Origin of the sequence: Streptomyces sp. NPDC057963 (assembly GCF_042887155.1) — a bacterium.
Classification (GTDB): domain Bacteria; phylum Actinomycetota; class Actinomycetes; order Streptomycetales; family Streptomycetaceae; genus Streptomyces.
On record NZ_JBHVPX010000021.1, the window covers coordinates 49,440 to 71,621 of the forward strand.

Here is a 22,182-nt window from a genome sequence, read left to right on the forward strand (position 1 = left end):
CTACGCCTCACTGGCACCATTCGCTCCTTTCGCCCGCGTCGTCCGCTTCCTCAGCGTCGCCTGAGTCGTCCGCTTCTTCTGCGTCGCCTGCGTCTTCTGTGTCGTCCGCACGAACTCAAGGAGTCTCGTCGTGGACCCGGTGATCGTCGTCGGCGCCGGGCCCGTCGGCCTGGTTCTGTCGCTCGCCCTGGCGGCCCAGGGCGTCCCCACCGTCCTGCTCGACGAGGATCCGGCCAAGGACGAGACGCGCCCGGCCCGTACGGTGGTGCTGCGCGAGGACACCGCCGCCCTGGTGGAACGGCTCGGCTGCAAAGCGCTCCGGCACGAGGGCATCCGGTGGTCCGGCTGGCGATCGATGCGGCGCAGGCAGCTCGTGCGTGAGCTGCGGCTCGACGGGGACTCCCCCGACGGCGATCCGTTGCCCGCCCCGCTCCATCTGCCGCAGCACGTCCTGACGCGCGGGCTGCGGGACGCGGTGGCCGCGCAGGAGCTGGTGCAGGTCGCCCCGTACGGCCGGATCGACACCCTGGAGCAGGATCCGTCCGGGGTCACGGTGCACACCCGGGAGCCGAATTCGACCTGGTGGCGCGGGAGTTACCTGGTGGGCTGCGACGGCGCCAGGTCCACTGTGCGCAAGCTCCTCGACATCCGCTTCCCCGGGCGTACGGCGGTGGAGCGGCACGCCGTCGCGGCGCTGCGCACCGAGCTTCCCTGGCCCGGGCAGGCCGTGCTGCACCGGCTGCCGCCGTGGCGCACCGGCGGCGCCGAGGTGACGGCACGTCCGCTGCCGGACGGCGTCTGGCGGCTGGACTGGCTGCTGCCGCCACGCGGCGAGCTCGTCACTCCGGACGCCCTGATCACCCGCATCCGGGACAGCCTGGAGGGCTGGTGCGGCGAGACACCGCCGTACGAACTGCTGGACACGGGCGTGTACACGCTGCACCATCGGCTCGCCCTGCGCTGGCGGGTCGACCGGGCCTTCCTGGCCGGGGACGCCGCCCACCTGCTGGGCGCGCTGGGCACCCAGGGGCTCGACGAGGGGTTGCGGGACGCCGAGAACCTGGCCTGGAAACTTGCCCAGGCCTGGCACCACGGCGCCTCCGACGTACTGCTCGACAGCTACCAGGCCGAGCGACGGGCCGCTGTCGCCGCACGACTGCGCGCCGCGGACCAGTCGTTGCCGATACTGCGCGGCGGCGGAGGTCTGCGGACCCTGGTACCGGGGAGCGCACGGGGGCACGACTCGCTGCTCACCGACGGACATCTGGGCTGTGGCCCCCTCGGTGCGCCCCCTTCTTACTCGCACTCGCCCCTTGCGCCCTCACGCGCCGAGGCGCACACATCCGTGGGTACGCCCCCGGGTGCGCCGGTCACCGATGTGCGGGTCACGGCACCCGACGGCACGACCGTGCGGCTGCGCGAGCGGCTGGGGCAGGGGCATCTCCTGGTGGTCCTGGTGGCGCCCGGCACAGGGGTGTGGGACCGGCGTCACTGGATGACCGCCGGCGTCATGCCGCGGCTGGTCGCGGCCGTCGACGCGCTGCCGGTGAAGGGTGAGCTGCTGGTGACCGAGAGCTATCCGGGAGCGGCGGCCCACACCGTGCTGCTGATCAGGCCGGACGGTCATCTCGTGGCGTCCTTCGGCGGGGTACGGCCTCAGGAACTCTTCGCCGCGGCGGACGCGGTGCGGGGCGGGGCCGCGCGCGCCTCCGCACGCTCCGACCAGACTGCGGGCATCAATTGACCGCTGCGGACGGGCATGGTCTACTCCGGAACGTGACCGACACCGATGTGCGCCTGTGGCGGAGGGTCCATATGGACCTCGTCCGCTATGCGGGATGCATGTGTCGCCCGTCCTGCTGAATCGCCTCTTCCCCCACGGCGTGCGCTCCGGCGTACGGCCGTGCCTCCGCGCGAACTCTCAGGACGGTCTCCGTGTCTGCCCCGTTGTCACCCCCTGTACACCCTTCCGCGCCCGCGTCCGGCAGTGGTTCCGGTCCGACCGCTGCGGAACTGCTCGATTTCGTCCGCCGCGTCGCCGCCGATGCCAGGGCCGTCGCCTCACTGCCCCTCGATTCCGAGGGCCGCACCTGGATCCAGCTCGAAGGTCCCGGCGGCAGTGAGGCGTGGCTGATCGGCTGGCCGCCGGGTACCGGCACCGGCTGGCACGACCACGCCGACTCGATCGGCGCCTTCACCACCGCGGCCGGCACCCTCAAGGAACTGTCACTCGCCGCCCGGCTGCCCACCGACGGCTGGAAGACCCTCGAACTCACCGGGGGCATCGACCGTTCCCGGCAGCTGGCCACCGGCCAGGGCAGGGCGTTCGGCCGCCACCACGTCCACGAGGTGCTGAACGAGTCCGCCACGGAACACGCCGTCTCCGTCCATGCGTACTACCCGCCGCTGCCGCGGATCCGGCGCTACAGCCGCTCCGGCGCGGTACTCCGTCTCGAACAGGTCGAGCGGCCGGAGGACTGGCGGTGAGCGGCAGCCCCCGGGGCGACGCGGCACCGGTCGGGATCGACGAACTGCTGGAACGGGTCCGGGCCGGCTTCGTCCGGATCGGCCCGCGGGAAGCACGTGCCGCTGCCGCGGCCGGGGCGCTTCTCGTGGACATCCGCTACGCGGAGCTGCGGGAGCGGGACGGACTGATTCCGGGTGCGCTGGTGGTCGAGCGCAACGAGTTGGAGTGGCGGCTCGACCCGCTGGGAAGCCATCGGGCCCCGGAAGCGGTGAGCCACGACCTCCAGGTCGTGGTGGTCTGCAACGAGGGCTACGCGTCGAGCCTCGCCGTCGCGTCCCTGCGGCTGCTGGGGCTGCACCGGGCGACCGATCTGATCGGCGGATTCCAGGCGTGGCGCGCGGCGGGGCTGCCGGTCGAGATGTGACGCACGGGGCCGGTGGCGGGACTGCCGGTCGAGATGTGGCGTGGGGGCTGTCGGCTGAGGTCGGCCTGCTCCGGACCCGGGCGTGCGCGGGTGAGGGTTCCTCTTGCAGTGGCATGACTTGCTCTCGCTTCTCCGGACCCGGGCGTGCACGGGTGAGGCCCACGTCCCGGCGTGGGCGTCCGCTCGGTATTCAGGCACGCGTGGTCGCACGGGGGTTGTCCGCTCAGGTTGCGGGCGGGCATCCGTCGCGGAGCGGGCCCGGCGCCCCATGAACGCGGTACCACCGGCCTCCGGGGTGCGGGGACCGGCCCCGTGCTCCGCTCGCCGGTTCCCCGAATCCGCCCCGACACACCCGAACGCCACGCTCCGGTGGAGCAATCTCCGTACCCGACGGACATTCGGCTCAACGCCAAGGACCGACGTGACGGAGACTTCGCACCCATGCCGACGCCCACCTTGACCCCTGATCAGCTCGATACCCAGGCCGCTCGCCTCCACGACACCGAGGTCTGGCAGCGGATCGTCACCGGCTGGGAGCTCACCGCCGCCGAACCCGCGCCCCCCGCCTCCCTCTGCGCCACCCACCGGCCGACGGACCGTCAGCGGGCCGACTGGCGCGACCTGCTGTCCGTACCCGTCGATCAGCTCATCGCCGAGTCCGTGCGCGCCCTGCCCGCCACCGCACCGCGCGAGCGGCCCCTCCCCGGGCGGCTCGGCGCGATCCTCCCCGACCGGCTCCACTCCTGGCGGCGCATCGGGCAGCCCGAGGTGCGGCCTTCCACCCATCTCTCCTACGCACGGCAGATCCTGACCGAGTGGGGCTGGCAGAACACCCCGTACCGGCTCCGCAACGCGCGCGGCGCCCGGTGTGTCTGCGGTGCCCTGGTCACCGCCCACCGCCTGGGCTACGGCTCCCTCGACACCGTGGACCGGGCAGGCGCCTGGCTCGTCGCCGAGCTCCGTTCCCGAGGCTGGACCGGTCTGATCGGACCGTGGAACCGCTGCCCCGGCCGAACCGCCGAGGACGCACTCGCCCTGATCGACGCCACCATCGCCCGCGCCGCCCGCGCCGGGCAGTGACCCGCGCCGGCACGGACACTCCGGGCACGGCCTTCGCCGAGGGCGCGCGGCTCCGCGTCCCGGCCCATGAACGGGAAGGGGAGCCGCGCCTCAGCGACGGGTGAGCAGCGCGTCGACCAGTTCGCGCAGCGGCCCCGCGAGGTCCTGCGCGGTGGCCGAGGCGAGCGGCTCCAGACCGGGAGAGGCCCGCAGCACCGTGATGCCGAAGGCCACGGACAGAACGAGTTGGGCACGCAGGAGGAGCCCGTCGCCATCGGGGTCTCCGGGCCGCCATCCGGCCACCGAGGCGAGCCGCTCGCTGAACGTGCGCAGCAGGCCGGTGCGCATCTCCTCGGTGCGCTCGTCGCCGGAGGAGCGCAGCAGCAGGAGAAGGGCGTCCCTGGGGCCGTCCGTGGCGACCACGCCCGCGGTGTGGCCGGCGATGATCCCCGGAATCTGCTCCAGGTCGGCCACCGTGCCCGCCGCGTGGACGAGTTCGTCGATGACCGCCTTCAGACAGGCTTCGAAGAGACCTTCCTTGGACCGGAAGTAACGGTTGATGAGCGCGACATTGACGCCGGCGTCGTCGGCGATGTCGCGCACGGTCGTGGCCGCGTATCCGTCGTACGCGAACCGTCGGCGGGCCGAGTCGAGCAGGAGCCCACGGGTCCTGGCACCGGCACCGCGCCGGGATGGCGGCGGGCTGTCGTCCGCAGGCGCCAGGGGCGCGGGACCTGCCGGGGAACTGCTGGCTTTCATGGCTGTCCTCTCTCTGCTCGAACGGTACCGCCCGCGCCGTTATGTAAACAGATGTTGACCTCACTCCCGCACCTGCCCTAGCGTCCATGTAAGCAGATGTTTACTTTTGGCTCCGGGCGAGCGAATGATGCCCGGCGGCCCCCTCACCTCCTGGAGTCCCGAATGGACGCCCCCCAGCCCACGGCCCGCACCGGCGGTGTGGTCGCCACGCTGGCCCTCGCCGGCATCACTGCCGCGATCATGCAGACACTGGTCACTCCGCTCATCGCGGAGCTGCCCCAGATCCTGCACACCTCGCCGTCGAACGCGGCATGGGTGATCACCGTCACCCTGCTGGCGGGGGCGATCTGCGTGCCGATCTCCGGACGCCTCGGCGATCTGATCGGCAAGCGCCGCATGCTCCTCGCGTGCTCCGTGCCGCTCGTGGCCGGCTCCGTGGTCTGCGCCCTCGCCTCCTCCGTCGTCCCCATGATCATCGGGCGTGGGCTGCAAGGCATGGGCATGGGCATGGTGCCTCTGGGCATCGCCCTGCTGCGCGACGTGGTCGCGCCGGAGAAGCTCAGCTCCTCCATCGCGCTGGTGAGTGCCTCCATGGGCATCGGGGGCGGGCTCGGCCTGCCGATCGCCGCGGCGGTCGCCCAGTACGCCGACTGGCGCGTGCTGTTCTGGGGCTCCGCCGCCCTGGCCACGCTGATCGCCGTCGCGATCTGGTTCCTCATCCCCGACATCCCGGCCGGCGCCAAGGGCCAGCGCTTCGACGCCCCCGGCGCGGCCGGGCTCGGCGCCGGACTGATCTGCCTGCTGCTCGCCGTGTCGAAGGGCGCCAACTGGGGCTGGGCCTCGGCGACCACCCTCGGGCTGTTCGCCGCCGCCGTCGTGATCCTGCTGGCCTGGGGCGCCTGGGAACTGCGCACGCGGGAGCCGCTGATCGACCTGCGCACGACGGCCCGCCCCCGGGTACTGCTCACCAACATCGCCTCGATCTTCGTCGGCTTCGGCATGTACGCGAGCATGCTGGTCGTGCCGCAGCTGCTCCAGTTCCCGGAGGCCACCGGCTACGGCCTGGGCCAGTCGATGCTGGCCGCCGGCCTGTGGATGGCGCCCGGCGGCATCATGATGATGATCGTCTCGCCGTTCGGCGGAAAGCTCACCGACGCCCGCGGCCCGAAGTTCACCCTGATCTGCGGCGTCCTGGTACTGGCCGCCGGGTACGGCCTGTCGCTCGTGCTCATGGGCTCCGCGTGGGGCCTCATGCTGGCCCTCATGGTCATCAACAGCGGCGTGGGCCTCGCCTACGGATCGATGCCCGCACTGATCATGAGTTCGGTGCCGCTCTCCGAGACCGCCGCCGCCAACGGGTTCAACACCCTCATGCGTTCACTGGGCACCTCGGTCGGTGCCGCCGTGATGGGCGTGGTCCTCTCCCAGATGACGGTCACCATGGGCGGACACAGCTTCACCTCCGAGAACGGCTTCCGCACGGGCCTGATGATCGGCTGCGGCATCGCGCTGGTCGCCGCCGCCATCGCGAGCGTCATCCCGGCCGTCCGCGCCGCTTCGGGCGTCGACGGAAAGAGCAGGGCCGCCGCGCCCGAGCAGGCTGCGGCCGAAGTCTGATCCTGCTTCCGCCCCGTTCACCAGCCGACGCCGCCCCCGCGGGCCGATGCCTGCCGGGGCGGCGCAGGGCTTCTTCGGAGGTCTGCTGATGCCCAACGCGCTGGGCCTGCTGCGCGCGGTGTTCCCGCCGCGGAGGTTCGGCATGGCCGTGGGCATTTGGGCCATGGTCTCGGCGGTCTCGACAGCGCTCGGGCCGATCGTCGGCGGCCTGCTGATCGAGCACGTCGGCTGGGAGTCCGTCTTCTCCATCAATGTCCCCATCGGCGTGATCGCGCTGCTGGTCAGCGCCGCTGTGCTGCCGCAGAGCAAGAACTCGACGGGCCGTCACCGCTTCGACGTCGCCGGGGTCGTCCTGCCGGCACTGGGGCTGCTGTGCGTGGTCTTCGGCGTCGTCAGGGGTGAGACCTGGGGCTGGTCCTCGCTCGGCACCCTGGGGTCGGTCGTGGCGGGCGTGCTGACCCTGGCCGCCTTCGGCTGGTTCGTGACCCGCGTCGCGCACCCGCTGCTGCCGATGCGGCTGTTTCGCAGCCGTGCACTGACCACCGGTACGGTCATCACCGCGCTGAACTTCTTGGTGCTGCTCGGCCTGATCTTCTTCGTGATGCTCTACCTGCAGAACGTGCGGGGCTTCACGTCCGTCGAGGCCGGTGTGCGCACGCTGCCGCTCAGCCTCGCCTCCCTGGTGGCCTCCCCCCTCGGGGCAGCGCTGACCGCCCGTTTCGGGCCCCGGCTCTCCATGCCGCTGGGCATGCTGCTCCAGGCCGCCGCCGCCTTCGGCATGCCGACCTGGGACACCGGCTCCTCCTACGCCACGATGTGGCCGCCGTTCGTCGCGCTCGGCCTCGGCGTCGGCACGGTGCTCTCCGCCTCCTCCGACGCCATCGTCGGCCAGGCCCCCCGTCAAGGACGGCGGCGTGGCAGGCGGCATCCAGGCCACCGCCCTGCAGATCGGCGGCGCACTGGGAACGCCCGTACTCGTCTCGCTGATCAGCAGCCGGGTCGGCTCGACGCCGACCGGGGAATTGACCGGGGTGGGCGTCCCGGCGCGGGCGGCTGCCGACGCGGCTCCGGCGCCCTTGCTGCCCCACCCGCCTACGTAGGTCCGTCCCGCCCCGGCGGCCCGCCCCCCTGGCTCCTGCGTTCCCCATGAGGCCGCCGTCCCACGCGAACGTCCCTCGAACCGCCGGTCAGAAAGGCTCGTCCAGGCCTTCCGTGTCTTCGCCCTCCTCTTCCAGCGCCTGCCGCACCACGCGCAGGGCCATCCCTTCTCCGTACCCCTTGCGGGCGAGCATGCCCGCAAGGCGGCGCAGCCGCTTGTCGCGGTCCAGGCCACGCGTGGAGCGCAGCTTGCGCGCGACCAGCTCACGGGCGGTCGCCTCCTCCTGATCGGAGTCGAGCTGCCCGACAGCCTCGTCGATCACTGCGGAGTCCACCCCCTTGGTGCGCAGCTCGCGGACGAGAGCGCGGCGGGCGAGCCCTCGGCCGTGATGCCGGGACTCCACCCAGGCGTCCGCGAACGCGGCGTCGTCGATCAGCCCGACGTCCTCGAAGCGCGACAGCACTTCTTCGGCCGCCTCATCAGGGATCTCCCGCTTACGCAGGGCGTCCGCGAGCTGCTTCCGGGTGCGCGGTGTCCCGGTGAGCAGCCGCAGGCAGATGTTGCGCGCCTGTTCGACCGGGTCTCGCGGCTCCCCCTTCTCGGCCCTCGACGAGGAAGGGGAGCCGCTGCTTCTGGAGCGGGAGCGAGCACGATGCCCCTCCCCCTCGCCGAATCCGGTGCGCGAGCCGCTGCCGTGACCGGCCTCCGGCTCGTACGCGCCCTCGGACCCGGCCGTGTATCCGGCGGCGAATTCGGGACCGGGACCGGCGCCATGGTCGCTGGCGCTGACCGGCCATTCCGTACGACGCGTCACGGTCTAGCTCTTGGCCGCCGCAGCCTTGGCCGGCTTGCTCTTGCCGACCGGAGCGGGCACCGACTTCGCGCTGTCGGCCGGAGCCGCTGCGCTGCCTGCCGCATCCGCGCCGGGTTCGGCGGCATCGGCATCCGGCCTGACTCCGACGCCCAGCTTCTCAAGGATCTTCTTCTCGATCTCATTGGCGAGATCAGGGTTGTCCTTGAGGAAGTTGCGGGCGTTCTCCTTGCCCTGGCCGAGCTGGTCGCCCTCGTACGTGTACCAGGCGCCCGCCTTGCGGACGAAGCCGTGCTCCACGCCCATGTCGATCAGACCGCCCTCGCGGCTGATGCCCTGGCCGTAGAGGATGTCGAACTCGGCCTGCTTGAAGGGCGGCGCGACCTTGTTCTTCACGACCTTGACGCGGGTGCGGTTTCCGACGGCGTCGGTACCGTCCTTCAGCGTCTCGATCCGGCGGATGTCGAGGCGCACCGAGGCGTAGAACTTGAGCGCCCGGCCACCGGTCGTGGTCTCCGGGGAGCCGAACATCACTCCGATCTTCTCGCGGAGCTGGTTGATGAAGATCGCGGTGGTCTTGGACTGGTTGAGCGCGCTGGTGATCTTGCGGAGCGCCTGGCTCATCAGGCGGGCTTGCAGACCCACGTGCGAGTCGCCCATCTCGCCCTCGATCTCCGCACGCGGCACGAGCGCCGCGACGGAGTCGATGACGATCAGATCGAGGGCGCCGGAGCGGACCAGCATGTCCACGATTTCGAGAGCCTGCTCGCCGTTGTCCGGCTGGGACAGGATGAGGCTGTCGATGTCGACGCCGAGCTTCTTCGCGTACTCGGGGTCGAGAGCGTGCTCCGCGTCGATGAAAGCCACCGAGCCGCCGAGCTTCTGCGCGTTCGCCACGGCGTGCAGCGTCAGCGTCGTCTTGCCGGAGGACTCCGGTCCGTAGACCTCCACCACGCGGCCGCGCGGCAGGCCGCCGACGCCGAGGGCCACGTCGAGGGCAGTCGACCCGGTGGGGATCACCTCAATGGGCTCGTTCGGCCGCTCACCGAGGCGCATCACCGCGCCCTTGCCGAATTGCCGTTCAATCTGTGCGAGTGCGGCGTCCAACGCCTTCTCGCGGTCGGTTCCTGCCATGGGTTCCACCCGATTTGCTTGAGTCGATCGCTTCACGTCAAAGACGCTAACCCCTGCCACTGACAATGGGCGTCGACGTCCTCCCGGCCTGTGGACAACTCCACGGTCGGGCCCGGGAAAACCCGGCCGGAATCCCATGAGAATGGATGTTCGATTTTAGTGTCAAGCGCACCGCGCCGAGCCGGTCGGCGATGTGACCGAGCACGCTGGTCGGCCCCTGAACGCCGTAGCCGGCCGCCTCGGCGCCCAGGGAGCGAAGAGCATCCCGTTCAGTCGATGATCGCGGTGGCTTCGACCTCGACCAGGTGATCGGGTACGTCCAGCGTCGCCACGCCGATCAGCGTGGCCGGCGCCTTCGGGGTGGTGCCCAGCTTCGCGGAGGCTCGGGCGATTCCCTCCAGGAGCAGGGGCATCTTGTCGGGGGTCCAGTCGACGACGTAGACGGTCAGCTTCGCCACGTCGTCGAAGGAAGCGCCGGCCTCGGCCAGTGCGGTGCCGACGTTGAGGTAGCTCTGCTCGACCTGAGCGGCGAGGTCGCCCTCGCCGACCGTGATCCCCTCGGCATCCCACGCGACCTGCCCGGCGATGAAGACCAGCCTCGTCCCACTGGCGATCGACACCTGCCGGTACACCGGGATCTCCGGCAATCCGCCGGGGTTTACCAGGGTGATGGCCATGCTGTCTGCCTCCTTGTCGTGAGCGCGCGTGGGCTCGCGTACCGAGTCGTGAGCGCACGTGGGCTCGCGTACCGACCGAGACACTCCCGGTCTCTTGTGGTTACTCGGGAACTGTAGGAGAGTGGCCGCTGACCTGGAAGAACGCACTTTTCAGTGACTGGGGAACCTTATGGTGACCAAGCAGTTCAGGGGCTCGCCCGAGGAGGCGGACCTGAGGCGCGCGGACTCGTTGGCGCGGGAGATCTTCTCCGATGTCGCCAATAAGTGGGCGCTTCTGATCATCGAGGCTCTCGGTGAGGGCACCCTGCGCTTCAGCGAGCTGCGGAACGAGATCGAGGGCATCAGCCACAAGATGCTCACCCAGAACCTGCGCATGCTGGAGCGCAACGGTCTGGTCGAGCGCACCGTGCACCCCATCGTTCCGCCGCGGGTCGAATACACCCTCACCGAGTCGGGCCACGGCCTCCGGGCGACGGTCGACGGCATGTGCGGCTGGACCCACCAGTACCTCAGCCACATCGAGGCCGCCCGCCGCCGCTTCGACGCCTGAGGCCGGAACACCTGCCGGGCGATACACACGGTCGAGCGGCGCGCGGCGCTGAATCTATGCCCCGCTCTGCTCGGGCACCAGCTCCGCCATCACGGCCACTGGCAGCGACGGGTTGGCGGCAGCCGCTTCGACCACTCGCCAGTCGTCGTCGGCGAGCAGTTCGACGACGGCCTGCGGCGGCAGGGCCGGATGCCCGGCGGCTATCGGCCGTGCTCGCCTGTCCGCCAGACAGGCAAGCAGCGCCGGGCCCGTCGCATCGTGGTGTCGGGCGACCTCGCGCAGTGCACGAGCACTTCACCTCGTCCGACGTCCGCGACTGCGCTGCGACTGGGGCTGCGACTGGAAGACCTGCCGCCGCCTTCACACGGACACCGACGAGGTGAGCTTCGGCTCCACCGACGACGACACCGGCGGCGGTGAGGCGGTCAGGCGCGTTCCGGACTCTCCGGCTCCGGGATCCTGTCCTGTCCGTTGCGGGCGTCATCGCTCTCGGCGGTCCGCCAGGACCGGCGCAGCCGGGTGAGCGCCGGCTCACCACGCTGCTGGTGGCGGCCGTGCATCCGCGGGTCGTCCGTCACGTCGTACCGCTTCACATAGGCGCCGAGGAACGCCTGGAGCGTGGCGACGGCCGGGATCGCGATCAGCGCACCCACGGCACCCATGAACGCCGTGCCCGCGATGACCGATCCGAAGGCGACAGCCGGATGGATGTCGACGGTCTTGGAGGTGAGCTTGGGCTGCAGCCCGTAGTTCTCGAACTGCTGGTAGACCACGACGAAGCCGAGCACCCACAGTGCGTACCAGGGGTCGATGGTGAACGCAATCAGCATCGGCAGGGCGCCCGCCAGGTACGTACCGATCGTGGGGATGAACTGAGAAACCAGGCCGACCCAGATCGCGAGCGCGGGCGCGTACGGCACACCGAGGATCACCAGCAGGATGTAGTGCGCGATCCCGGAGATGAGCGCCATCAGGCTGCGCGAGTAGAGGTAACCGCCGGTCTTGTCGACCGCGATCTCCCAGGCCCGCAGCACCTCTGCCTGCCTGGCGGGCGGCAGTACGGAGCACAGGGCGCGCCGCAGCCGGGGGCCGTCGGCGGCGAAGTAGAACGAGAACAGGAAGATCGTCAGAAGACGGAACAGCCCGCCGATCACGGTGGTGGAGATGTCGAGCACTCCGGTCGCACTGTTCTGGACGTACTTCTGCAGCCAGTCGGAGTGCAGCACACTGTCCTGGACCTCGACCCGGGAGAGCTCGGTGTGGAAGTTCTGGTTGACCCAGTTGATCACCGAGTCCAGATACTTCGGGAACCCTTCGACCATGTCGACGATCTGGCCCGCGAGCATCGAGCCGAGCAGCACGACGAAACCGGCCGTGGCTATCAGCACCATGAGAAAGACCAGAAAGGTGGCGAGGCCGCGGCGCATGCCACGCGCCGACATCCGGCCTACCGCGGGCTCGATGGCGAGCGCCAGGAAGAACGCGATCAGCACATTGATCAGCAGCCCGATGAGCTGGTCGAAGGCCCAGCTGCCGAGCCGGAAACAGGCGTAGAGCGCCAGGGCGAGCACCATGGCACGCGGCAGCCACGCCGGCATGCGGGCCGGCCCACTGCCGGACGGCGCGGCCGTCGGGGCGGGAGGGGTGGGCGGGGAGAACGGTGTCTGGGTCTGGGCTGTCTCGTCTGTCGGTGGCACGGATCCAGTCTCGCCTACAGCTGTGACAAACAGCCGCCCGCCCCGGACAACATCACAGGTCCGGCCGCTGACGAGCCGCGGATCAGCGCTTGTCGGCGGGGATGTCGACCGCCGTGCAGACGCCTCGCCAGACGTCCTTGGCGTCCCAGCCGGCGGCCAGTGCCTGGTGCACGGTCCGCCCGCCGAGCTCGGCCATCACATGATCGCGCGCAAAGGAATCGGCGTACCCCGCGCCGAAGTGGTCCGCCATCCGTTCCCAGAAAATCGTCAACCGCATGACCTCAGTATCCCGCTCCTGAGGGTGCAGCCGGGCCGCTACGCCCTGCCGAGAGCGCTTACCGCCCTACGGTCGGTCCATGGCTGGAACCGGAACAAGTCCCCTCGACCGTGCTGAGCAGTTCATTTGGCTCACGGCCCGTGTACTAGAACAGCGGCGGTTCGCCCATCACTTCCTGAAAGGAAGTGCGGACGCCGTGGAGACCGCGCTCGCCGCCTATCTGAACGAGGACGGCGGATACGGCCACGCGCTCGAACCCGATCTGCGCGGCCCCGTCAGTCAGCCGCTGCACACCGCCCATGCGCTCAATGTCCTCGATTCCATCGGCCGCTGCGACGGGCCGCGGGTGGAAAGGATCTGCCGCTTCCTGACGGAGGTGTCCACCAAGGAGGGGGCGCTGCCCGCTCTCCTGCCGTCGCAGCGCGGCTATCCGGCCGCGCCGTTCATCCCGATCGTCGACGACCCGCCCGCGGAACTGTTGGCCACCGGACCGGTCGTCGGGCTCCTGCACCGTAATGCGGTGTGGCACGCCTGGCTGTTCCGGGCGACCGACTTCTGCTGGGCGGCGGTCGAGGCCCTGGACCGGTCGCATCCGTACGAGATCGAGGCGGCGCTCGCCTTTCTGGACGGCGCCCCCGACCGGGCCCGTGCGGAGGCGGCGGCCGACCGGCTCGGGCGCCTGGTGCGGGAACAGCGGCTCGCCGTGCTGGATCCGGAGCGGCGCGCGGACTACCCGGTGGCAGCCGGATACGCACCGGGCGAGCAGCATTTCCCGTACGACTACGCCCGTACCCCCGAGTCGCTCGCCCGCGGTTGGTTCACCGACGAGGAGCTGGCCCGTTCGCTCGACCACCTCGCGGCGGAGCAGCAGGCGGACGGTGGCTGGCCGGTGAACTGGCGGCAGTGGGCGCCGGGGACGGCTCTGGAAGGGCGGCCCCTCGTGACGCTCAAGGCGCTCCTGACGCTCCGGGCCCACGGACGCAGCCTCGACTGAGACCGTACGGGCGGGCCCGCGGTCGTCGTGTCCGGGATCCGGGCCCGCGCATCGGGTATCGGGCGCCCCGTCCGGGTCCGGGCACCGTGGCCTGTTTCCCGGGCGCTTTGAGCCGTACGACCTGCGAAGTTGCCCCGCGAACCCCAAACCCCAAACCCCAAGCCGCGAACCGCCAACCGCGAACCGCACGCCGTATGCCGTATGCCGTATGCCCGTATCGTGGCGCCACGCGTTTGCCTTCCGCGTCGGCATCGACTCCTACCGCCTCGCCACCACCCGAGCACGAGCCGGAGAGCAAGCGGGGCCGGCTGACGTCCGACGCCCCTGTCTCAACGTTCGCCGCCCTCGCGTGGGCGGCGAGCCGTCACGCTGATGCATCCGCCGACGTCCCCGGTGACTGTCTGCTGTCGGAGGAAAGGCGGAAAAGTACGGCGCCAAGTACCTGTAGCTGTCAACAATGTTCGTATGACCATCACTTCGCAAGCCCGCTCGTTCGACACGGCTGCCGCCAGCTACGCCGCGAGCCGTCCTTCCTACCCGTCCGAATTGCTCGACGCGGTCGAGGAACTCACCGGTTTCCCCTTGAAGGGCGCCCGCGTCGCCGACGTCGGGGCAGGCACCGGACTGGCGACGATGCTTCTCCGGGCCCGCGGTGCGAACGTCATCGCGGTCGAGCCCGGCCCCGGGATGGCCTCTCAATTCCGTCTCAGCCTGCCCGAGGTCCCCCTTGTGATCGGCGACGGCAACAACCTGCCGCTGGCCTCCGCCTCCATCGACGTCCTCACCTATGCCCAAGCCTGGCACTGGACCGACCAGCGCAAATCCGTCCCGGAAGCTCTCCGGGTCCTGCGCACCGGTGGTGCACTCGCCCTCTGGTGGAACGACTCGGACAGCACCGTTCCGTGGATTGCCGACCAGGATGCTCGCCTGCGCAGGCTGTTCGGCGCCGACGACAGCCCTCACGACCCCATGGCCCGGTTCCGCGGACTGCCGCCCGAGCTCGGCTTCGTCCACCGGCACGTGTCGTGGACCCGGAGCGTTCCTCTCGACACGCATCTCGCCAACCTCGCCAGCTACTCCGACTTCCTCGTCCTCGGCAAGGAGGCGACGAACACCTTTGTCGCCAAGGAGCGCGCCCTCCTGGCCGAGGTCTTCCCGAACCGGGTGGTCGAGGAGCACTACGTGGTCAGCTTGGCTGTCGCCATCCGTTGACCCAGCCACTGCCACACGTTGGTGACCGCCGGCGGGCAGAGGCGCCGTCAATTCGCCGCTCGTCACAGGCTGGACGGTCGATGCGGCGGCCTCCGTTCCCACGGGCTCCCACTCGGCGTATCTCCTGATGGCGGGGCCGGTGGCGCCGGCCGGTGGGCTCGCCTGCTGTTTCCTCCGGCCGGAGAAGGACGCGGCACGGCTGGACATGGCGGAGACCGCGCCGATGGGCCTCGCAGCCCATTGAACGGGCCGACGAGTACATGTGTAAGGGGCTCGGTCCCAGGAACCGAGCCCCTTACACATGTGACTCGCCCAGGTGTCTCGTCAAGGCGCCCAACCGAGGGCGCGTACCCCCGCGGTGACGACCACGGCGGCTCCTACGACCACGAGGAAGGGCGCGCGCAGAACCAGTGCCAGGGCCGCTGCGGCAAGCCCCGCACCCCTGGCGTCCAGCGTCAGGTGCTGCCCGTCGCCGAATGTCTGCTGTGCGGTGAGCGCGGCCAGGAGCGCCACGGGCAGGAGCGCGGCGAGTCGCTGCGCAAGCGGACGTTCCAGCACACCGGCGGGCACGAGCAGGCCGAGCAGTTTGGCGAGGTAGCAGCCGACGGCGGTCAGCGCGATGGCGATCCAGACGTTCACCGGCCCTCCTCCGTCGTGATCTCGTCCGTCATGGACTCGTCCAACGTGAACTCTTTCGTCGTGGACTCGTCCGTCGTGGACTCGTCCGTCGTGATCTCTTCCGCCGTGGACTCGCCCCGGCCGGATGCCGTCCCCGCCTCGCCCCGGCCCGTTCCCTTCCGGCGTCCGCTCAGGAACAGAACAGCGGGTGCGGCGAGCGCGGACAGCAGGACAGGGACACCTGCGGGCAGTACGGGCAGCAGTCCGAGCGCGAGCAGAACCGCGATTGCGGCGGTGACGCGCTCCGTGGCGCTCTTCAGCATCGGCGCGAGCAGGGCGAGGAAGACCGCGGGCGACGCCGCGTCCAGCCCCCAGGCGTCGGTGTCACCGAGCGCCTCGGCGCCGAGCGCCCCCAGCAGCGTGGTCAGGTTCCACAGCACGTAGAGGGTGAGCCCGGTGACGGCGAAACCGATCCGCGCGGCCCGCCGGGTGGGCTGTGGCAGTGTCACGGCGGTCGTCTCGTCGATGACCCACTGGGCGGCGAAGGGACGGATCGCGCGCGGAAGTACGAGGAGCTGCGAGAGCCGCAGGCCGTAGAACGAGTTGCGTACCCCGAGGAAGAAGGCCCCGGCAGCGGCGGTGTACGGATTGCCGCCCGCCGCGAGCGCGCCCACAAGGGCGAACTGCGAGGCACCGGTGAAGACGGCGAGGCTGAGCACGCAGGTCTGCAACAGGCTCAGTCCCGAGCCGGCCGAGGTCACGCCGAAGGCGAAGCCGGAGAGCCCGACGGCTATACCGACGCCGAGGGCATCGCGTACGACGGCCCCGTCCGGCTTCGCCTCTGCCGCCTCCGGTGTCGGCGCGGCCGCGTCCGATGCCGCCCCGGCGACCTCCGGCTTCGCCTCTGCCGCCTCAGGCCGCGCCCCGTGGGCGGCCGCGCGGCCGTGGGGCGCGCCGGGCGCTTTGCCGGCGCCCTCTGGGAGTGCTTTCTGTTCTGCCACGACCGGAACGCTACGTGGGCAGATCCCGACCGGTCTTGTACGTTCTTGCACGTTCGCGCTGGTACGCGCCGGGGGGCACGCCCACGATCCGGGTGAAGTGACGGTTGAGATGCGGCTGATCGGTGAAGCCGACCTCGGCGGCCGCCGCCGCGGGCGCCGTCCCCGCGTCGAGCATCCGGCGCGCGGCCCGCACGCGGGCATCGGTGAGCCAGGTGTGCGGCGGCATCCCGTACTGCTTCTTGAAGGCCCTCAGCAGCGCGAACGGGCTGGTTCCGAGCTCGGCGGCCAGCGCGTCCAGAGTGGGCGGCCGCGCCATGCGGCCCTCCAGCACCGCACGGGCCCGCGCCGCGTCCCGCGCCCCCGCCGAGCGGGGCTCGCGGAAGGGCAGCACGCTGCCGTGCCTGCTGAGCAGCCGCGCGACCATGACCCGCAGCACGGTGTCGGCGGCGAGTGCGTTGCCCTCCTCCGCGGCCCGGTGGACCTCGCCGATCAGCTGGGCCGCGTACGGGTCCACGACGCTGGCCTCGGTGAAGCCGACCGTGCCACGCAGCCTCGTCGTCTCCGCCGCGATGTCGTTCACCACCTGCGCGGACGGGTACAGCGTCGCGTACACCCAGCCCTCAGGAACCCCTGCGCGGGCGGTGTGCGGCACCTCCGGATTGATCATGACGACATCACCGGGTCCCGCGTGGACGGTGCCGCCCGGCAGCCCGACGTCCTCGACCCCGCGGGTGATGGTGCCGAAGACATACCCCTCGTGGCTGTGGCGCGGGAAGGTGTGACGCACGTACCGGGCACGCAGCAGATCGAGGTCGGGCAGCTCCGCGTACTGCCAGTGCCTCGCCCACTCCCCCGATCCCGCCTTCGGTACGGCCACCATGGGCGAATTCTCGCAGCTCCCGGACGCGGTCGCCGATGGACGTCACGGCTGTTGTCAGTGGCCGGGTGCACGATGGGGGACATGGCCGGATCTGCGCTCGACTCGTTCTCCCCCGCGACCCGCAGCTGGTTCGCGGGGGCCTTCAGCACGCCCACCGCCGCGCAGGAGGGCGCCTGGCGCGCGATCGGCGAGGGCTCGGACGTGCTGGTCGTCGCGCCGACCGGCTCCGGCAAGACCCTGGCCGCTTTCCTCGCCGCGCTGGACGGACTGGCGTCCGTCCCGCCGCCCGCCGAGGCGAAGAAGCGCTGCCGCGTGCTCTACGTCTCGCCCCTCAAGGCCCTCGCGGTCGATGTCGAGCGCAACCTCCGCTCACCACTGACCGGCATCCGCCAGGAGTCGGTGCGTCTGGGGCTGCCCGAGCCCGAGGTCCGGGTGGGTATCCGCTCCGGGGACACCCCGCCCGCCGAGCGCCGCTCGATGGCGACCCGGCCGCCGGACATTCTGATCACCACACCCGAATCGCTGTTCCTGATGCTGACCTCGTCGGCCCGGGAGGCGCTGTCCGGCATCGAGACGGTGATTCTCGACGAAGTGCACGCCGTGGCGGGCACGAAGAGGGGCGCCCACCTCGCCGTATCGCTGGAGCGTCTCGACGAGCTGCTGCCCCGGCCCGCACGACGGATCGGCCTGTCGGCGACGGTCCGGCCGGTCGACGAGGTGGCACGCTTCCTCTCGCCGCGGCGGAAGGTGGAGATCGTCCAGCCGCCGTCCACCAAGCAGTTCGACCTGTCGGTGGTCGTGCCGGTCGAGGATCTGGGTGAGCTGGGCGGCTCCCCCGCCACCGACCCCGACCAGGCGGGCCAGGCGGACAAGCCGTCGATCTGGCCCCATGTCGAGGAACGCATCGTCGACCTCATCCAGGAGCATCGCTCCACGATCGTCTTCGCCAACTCCCGCCGCCTCGCGGAGCGGTTGTGCAACCGCCTCAACGAGATCGCGTACGAGCGGGCCACCGGCACCGTGTTCGATGAGCACGCCCCCGCCCCGACGCTGCCGGAGGCGCACTCCCCGGCCGAGATCATGGCCCAGTCGGGCGCGGCGAAGGGCGCCCCCGCGCTGCTCGCCCGCGCCCACCACGGCTCGGTCTCCAAGGAGCAGCGCGCCCAGGTCGAGGAGGACCTCAAGGCGGGGCGGCTGCCGGCCGTGGTCGCCACCTCCAGTCTGGAGCTGGGCATCGACATGGGCGCGGTCGACCTGGTGGTCCAGGTGGAGTCGCCGCCGTCGGTCGCTTCCGGGCTGCAACGGGTCGGCCGCGCCGGACACCAGGTCGGCGCGGTCTCCACCGGCGTGGTCTTCCCGAAGTACCGGGGCGATCTGGTGCAGGCGGCCGTGGTCACCGAGCGCATGCGCGAGGGCTCCATCGAGGCGCTCCGGATCCCGTCCAACCCCCTGGACGTGCTGGCCCAGCAGCTGGTCGCCATGGTCGCTCTGGACAGCTGGCAGGTGGATGATCTGCTGGCCGTGACGCGCCGTGCCGCGCCCTTCGCCTCCCTGCCCGAATCGGCGTTCACCGCCGTGCTGGACATGCTCGCCGGCCGCTATCCGTCCGACGCCTTCGCCGAGCTGCGCCCGCGTGTGGTCTGGGACCGCGTGGCCGGTACGGTCACGGGCCGCCCCGGTGCCCAGCGGCTCGCCGTCACCTCCGGGGGGACCATCCCCGACCGCGGACTCTTCGGGGTCTTCCTCGCCGGCGCCGACCCCAAGAAGGGCGGCGGCCGGGTCGGTGAGCTGGACGAGGAAATGGTGTACGAGTCCCGGGTCGGCGACGTCTTCACGCTGGGCACCACGTCCTGGCGGATCGAGGACATCACCCGCGACCGGGTCCTGGTGTCGCCCGCCCCCGGGGTTCCGGGCCGGCTGCCGTTCTGGAAGGGCGACCAGCTGGGCCGCCCACTGGAACTGGGACGTGCGCTGGGTGCGTTCGTCCGCGAGATCGGCGGGCTGCCGCCGGAGGACGCCCGGGAGCGTCTGCTCGCCGCCGGTCTCGACACCTGGGCCGCCGACAACACCCTGTCGTACATCGACGAACAGCGCCGCGCCTGCGGTCATGTGCCGGACGACCGGACCGTCCTCGTCGAGCGTTTCCGCGACGAACTGGGTGACTGGCGCGTCGTCGTCCACTCACCGTTCGGCGCGCAGGTGCATGCCCCGTGGGCGCTGGCGCTGAACGCCCGCCTCGCCGAGCGGTACGGCATGGACGCCCAGGTGATGCATGCCGACGACGGCATTGTGCTGCGGCTGCCCGATGCCGACCTGATGGGGCTGGACCTCCTGGACTTCGATCCGGGGCAGGACCCCGCCCAGGATCCGGCCTCGCTGCCGGTCCCCCTGCACGACAGCGATCAACCACCCGTCGGCGCCGCGGATGTGACGTTCGACCAGGGCGAGATCAGTCGGATCGTCACCGACCAGGTAGGCGGTTCGGCCCTGTTCGCCTCCCGGTTCCGCGAGTGCGCGGCACGCGCCCTGCTGCTGCCGCGACGCAGCCCCGGCAAGCGCACCCCGCTCTGGCAGCAGCGCCAGCGCGCCGCACAACTGCTCCAGGTCGCCTCCGAGTTCGGCTCCTTCCCGATCGTCCTGGAAGCGGTCCGCGAATGCCTCCAGGACGTCTTCGACGTCCCCGGGCTCACCGAACTCATGGGCGACCTCGAAGCACGCCGCGTCCGGCTGGTCGAGGTGACCACCCCGGAGCCCTCTCCCTTCGCCCGCTCCCTCCTGTTCGGCTATGTCGCTCAGTTCCTCTACGAGGGCGACTCACCCCTCGCCGAGCGGCGGGCCGCCGCCCTCTCCCTCGACTCCCACCTGCTGGCCGAGCTCCTCGGCCAGGCAGAACTGCGCGAGCTGCTCGACGCCGACGTCCTGACCGAGCTGGAGCAGGAGCTCCAGTGGCTGACCGAGGACCGTCGGATCAAGGACATCGAGGGGGTCGCCGATCTCCTTCGGGTCCTCGGACCGCTCACCGACCGGGAGTTGGCCGCGCGCGGCGCCCAGCCGCCCTGGGCCCCGGAGCTGTCCGCCGCCCGCCGTGCCATCCGGGTGCGGATCGGCGGAGCGGACCACTGGGCCGCGATCGAGGACGCGGGACGGCTGCGCGACGCCCTGGGCACCGCCCTTCCGGTCGGCGTCCCCGAGGCGTTCACCGAACCGGTGAAGGACCCCCTCGGCGACCTCCTCGCCCGATACGCCCGTACGCACGGTCCGTTCACCTCCACCGAGGCCGCCGGCCGTTTCGGCCTGGGCACCGCCGTCACGGACGGCGCACTGCAACGGCTCGCCGCCGCCGGCCGACTCGTCCAGGGCGAGTTCCACCCCGCCGGCATCGGCCAGGAGTGGTGCGACGCCACCGTGCTGCGCCGGCTGCGCCGCCGCTCCCTCGCCGCGCTCCGCCAGGAACTGGAACCGGTGCCGCCCGCCGCCCTCGCCGGTTTCCTTCCCCAGTGGCAGCACATGGGGCGCAACAGCCTGCGCGGAATCGACGGACTGGCCCGCGCCGTCGAGCAGTTGCAGGGTGCGCCCGTCCCGGCGTCGGCTTTGGAGAAGCTGATCCTGCCGGGCCGGGTCACGGACTACACCTCCGCGCTGCTGGACGAGCTGACGACCACCGGCGAGGTCGTCTGGGCCGGTGCCGGCGCCCTGCCCGGCAAGGACGGCTGGCTGTCCCTCTACCTCGCCGACAGCGCACCCCTGCTCCTCCCGCCCCCGCACCCGCTCGAACTCAGCGCGTTGCACGAATCCGTCCTGACGACCCTGAGCGGCGGATACGGACTGTTCTTCCGGCAGATCGCCGACCAGGTCCGCGCCACCACCCACCCGGACTGCACCGATCCGCAACTGGCCGACGCCGTCTGGGACCTGGCCTGGTCGGGCCGGCTCACCAACGACACACTCGCCCCGCTGCGTTCACTCCTCGGCTCCGGGCGCACAGCAGGGTCGACCGCCCACCGCGCCAAGCGGAGCATCCCGCGCGGTCGCTACGGCTCGCTCACCGCCGCCGCCCGACCCGCTTCCCGCACCGGCCCGCCCACCGTCTCGGGCCGCTGGTCCCTGCTCCCCACCGCCGAACCCGAACCCACGCACCGCGCACACGCCCTGGCACGCACCCTCCTCGACCGCCACGGCGTGGTGACCCGCGGTGCGGTCCAGGCGGAGGGCGTCGAGGGCGGCTTCTCGGCCGCGTACCGCGTCCTCTCCGCCTTCGAGGACAACGGACAGGCGCGGCGCGGCTATGTCGTCGAGGGCCTGGGAGCGGCGCAGTTCGCGATGGACGGCGCCGTCGACCGGCTGCGCGCCACGGCCACCGCCCGTGACCGTACGGATCCGGGCGCCGCGCCCCATGCCCTGGTCCTCGCCGCAGCGGACCCGGCCAACGCCTACGGCGCGGCACTGCCCTGGCCCGAGCCGCCGGACGGCGCCGGTCACAAGCCGGGCCGCAAGGCGGGCGCCCTGGTGGTGCTGGTCGACGGCGAGCTGGCGATGTACATGGAGCGCGGTGGCAAGACGCTGCTGGCCTGGCCCACCGACCCGGAGGACCCCGCGCTCCTCGCGGCGGCCGGGGCTCTGGCGGCAGCCGCCCGCGCGGGAGCACTGGGCACGGTCACGGTGGAGCGCACCAACGGCGCCTCGTCCCTGACCTCCCCACTCGGCCGCACGCTGGAAGCGGCCGGATTCCTGGCCACCCCACGGGGACTCCGCCTACGCGCCTGAACCACCGGCCCGTCCTGCCCGTCGCCCACCGCAGAGCTCGCGCCCGGCATCCCGTCCCGCTCACACCGCCTCGTACCAGCCACAACGCCTGCACACACAACGCACCACACCCACCGCACACCGCACACACCGCCTCGTACCA

Annotated in this window: 19 protein-coding genes and 2 pseudogenes; 11 read left to right on the forward strand and 10 right to left on the reverse strand. The window is 71.3% G+C overall.

Annotated features, from left to right (window positions below):
* Positions 1-130: 130 nt before the first annotated feature.
* The 5 genes from ACFVT1_RS33200 (at position 131) to ACFVT1_RS33220 (ending at position 3,971) form a co-directional block, all read left to right on the forward strand.
* Positions 131-1,744 (forward strand): FAD-dependent monooxygenase, encoded by a 1,614-nt coding sequence (locus tag ACFVT1_RS33200; RefSeq protein ID WP_389802277.1) that lies wholly within the window; start codon positions 131-133, stop codon positions 1,742-1,744.
* Positions 1,745-1,791: 47 nt separating this feature from the next.
* Complete coding sequence (locus ACFVT1_RS33205) at positions 1,792-1,863, forward strand: putative leader peptide (protein ID WP_317852217.1); 72 nt, start codon at positions 1,792-1,794, stop codon at positions 1,861-1,863.
* A gap of 72 nt (positions 1,864-1,935) precedes the next feature.
* Entirely contained in the window at positions 1,936-2,487 is a 552-nt protein-coding gene (locus ACFVT1_RS33210) for a cysteine dioxygenase (protein WP_389802280.1), read from the forward strand.
* Entirely contained in the window at positions 2,484-2,891 is a 408-nt protein-coding gene (locus ACFVT1_RS33215; RefSeq protein WP_389802281.1) for a rhodanese-like domain-containing protein, read from the forward strand. The genes ACFVT1_RS33210 and ACFVT1_RS33215 overlap by 4 nt, the downstream gene beginning before the upstream one ends.
* A 441-nt stretch (positions 2,892-3,332) precedes the next feature.
* The gene (locus ACFVT1_RS33220; RefSeq protein ID WP_389802284.1) at positions 3,333-3,971 is read left to right on the forward strand and encodes a hypothetical protein; all 639 of its coding nucleotides are present in this window, start codon (positions 3,333-3,335) and stop codon (positions 3,969-3,971) included.
* Between the two features lie 90 nt (positions 3,972-4,061).
* On the opposite strand, the gene ACFVT1_RS33225 is transcribed toward ACFVT1_RS33220, so the two are convergent.
* Positions 4,062-4,709 carry a TetR family transcriptional regulator gene (locus ACFVT1_RS33225; RefSeq protein ID WP_389802287.1) on the reverse strand — a complete coding sequence of 216 codons (648 nt, stop codon included), beginning with the start codon at positions 4,707-4,709 and terminating at the stop codon, positions 4,062-4,064.
* A 162-nt stretch (positions 4,710-4,871) separates the two neighbouring features.
* Between ACFVT1_RS33225 and ACFVT1_RS33230 the strand changes: the two genes are divergently transcribed.
* Both ACFVT1_RS33230 and ACFVT1_RS33235 read left to right on the forward strand, forming a co-directional pair.
* Positions 4,872-6,326 (forward strand): MFS transporter, encoded by a 1,455-nt coding sequence (locus tag ACFVT1_RS33230; RefSeq protein WP_389802289.1) that lies wholly within the window; start codon positions 4,872-4,874, stop codon positions 6,324-6,326.
* 58 nt (positions 6,327-6,384) lie between these two features.
* Positions 6,385-7,384: pseudogene (locus tag ACFVT1_RS33235) on the forward strand (MFS transporter); the annotation flags it as partial.
* A gap of 129 nt (positions 7,385-7,513) precedes the next feature.
* On the opposite strand, the gene recX reads toward ACFVT1_RS33235, so the two are convergent.
* The 3 genes from recX to ACFVT1_RS33250 form a co-directional block, all read right to left on the reverse strand.
* On the reverse strand, positions 7,514-8,239 hold the full coding sequence (gene recX, locus ACFVT1_RS33240; RefSeq protein ID WP_389802291.1) for a recombination regulator RecX: 726 nt from the start codon (positions 8,237-8,239) through the stop codon (positions 7,514-7,516).
* A gap of 3 nt (positions 8,240-8,242) precedes the next feature.
* Complete coding sequence (recA, locus tag ACFVT1_RS33245) at positions 8,243-9,370, reverse strand: recombinase RecA (RefSeq protein WP_389802294.1); 1,128 nt, start codon at positions 9,368-9,370, stop codon at positions 8,243-8,245.
* A gap of 269 nt (positions 9,371-9,639) precedes the next feature.
* On the reverse strand, positions 9,640-10,047 hold the full coding sequence (locus ACFVT1_RS33250; RefSeq protein ID WP_389802297.1) for a RidA family protein: 408 nt from the start codon (positions 10,045-10,047) through the stop codon (positions 9,640-9,642).
* A gap of 169 nt (positions 10,048-10,216) precedes the next feature.
* On the opposite strand from ACFVT1_RS33250, the gene ACFVT1_RS33255 reads away from it, so the two are divergent.
* Positions 10,217-10,597: a winged helix-turn-helix transcriptional regulator gene (locus tag ACFVT1_RS33255; RefSeq protein ID WP_389802300.1), complete on the forward strand. Its 381-nt coding sequence runs from the start codon at positions 10,217-10,219 to the stop codon at positions 10,595-10,597.
* Between the two features lie 54 nt (positions 10,598-10,651).
* On the opposite strand, the pseudogene ACFVT1_RS33260 reads toward ACFVT1_RS33255, so the two are convergent.
* The 3 genes and pseudogenes from ACFVT1_RS33260 to ACFVT1_RS33270 form a co-directional block, all read right to left on the reverse strand.
* Positions 10,652-10,885 (reverse strand): annotated as a pseudogene (locus ACFVT1_RS33260) (hypothetical protein); the annotation flags it as partial.
* 137 nt (positions 10,886-11,022) lie between these two features.
* Positions 11,023-12,195: an AI-2E family transporter gene (locus ACFVT1_RS33265; RefSeq protein ID WP_389802356.1), complete on the reverse strand. Its 1,173-nt coding sequence runs from the start codon at positions 12,193-12,195 to the stop codon at positions 11,023-11,025.
* A 181-nt stretch (positions 12,196-12,376) separates the two neighbouring features.
* The gene (locus ACFVT1_RS33270; protein WP_362203334.1) at positions 12,377-12,571 is read right to left on the reverse strand and encodes a DUF3046 domain-containing protein; all 195 of its coding nucleotides are present in this window, start codon (positions 12,569-12,571) and stop codon (positions 12,377-12,379) included.
* 79 nt (positions 12,572-12,650) lie between these two features.
* Between ACFVT1_RS33270 and ACFVT1_RS33275 the strand changes: the two genes are divergently transcribed.
* Together ACFVT1_RS33275 and ACFVT1_RS33280 are read left to right on the forward strand one after the other, a co-directional pair.
* Positions 12,651-13,565, forward strand: coding sequence for a hypothetical protein (locus ACFVT1_RS33275; protein WP_389802304.1), 915 nt, complete (start codon positions 12,651-12,653; stop codon positions 13,563-13,565).
* Positions 13,566-14,030: 465 nt separating this feature from the next.
* Entirely contained in the window at positions 14,031-14,777 is a 747-nt protein-coding gene (locus ACFVT1_RS33280) for a class I SAM-dependent methyltransferase (RefSeq protein WP_389802307.1), read from the forward strand.
* 324 nt (positions 14,778-15,101) lie between these two features.
* On the opposite strand, the gene ACFVT1_RS33285 is transcribed toward ACFVT1_RS33280, so the two are convergent.
* From ACFVT1_RS33285 to ACFVT1_RS33295, 3 genes are read right to left on the reverse strand one after another with little or no spacing between them, the layout of a single operon-like run.
* Positions 15,102-15,416, reverse strand: a complete 315-nt coding sequence (locus tag ACFVT1_RS33285; RefSeq protein WP_362203326.1) for an AzlD domain-containing protein — start codon at positions 15,414-15,416, stop codon at positions 15,102-15,104.
* On the reverse strand, positions 15,413-16,396 hold the full coding sequence (locus ACFVT1_RS33290; RefSeq protein WP_389802310.1) for an AzlC family ABC transporter permease: 984 nt from the start codon (positions 16,394-16,396) through the stop codon (positions 15,413-15,415). The genes ACFVT1_RS33285 and ACFVT1_RS33290 overlap by 4 nt, the downstream gene beginning before the upstream one ends.
* Before the next feature lie 10 nt (positions 16,397-16,406).
* Complete coding sequence (locus tag ACFVT1_RS33295; RefSeq protein ID WP_389802313.1) at positions 16,407-17,276, reverse strand: AraC family transcriptional regulator; 870 nt, start codon at positions 17,274-17,276, stop codon at positions 16,407-16,409.
* Between the two features lie 81 nt (positions 17,277-17,357).
* On the opposite strand from ACFVT1_RS33295, the gene ACFVT1_RS33300 reads away from it, so the two are divergent.
* The gene (locus ACFVT1_RS33300) at positions 17,358-22,040 is read left to right on the forward strand and encodes a DEAD/DEAH box helicase (protein ID WP_389802315.1); all 4,683 of its coding nucleotides are present in this window, start codon (positions 17,358-17,360) and stop codon (positions 22,038-22,040) included.
* The last annotated feature ends 142 nt before the right edge of the window (positions 22,041-22,182 follow it).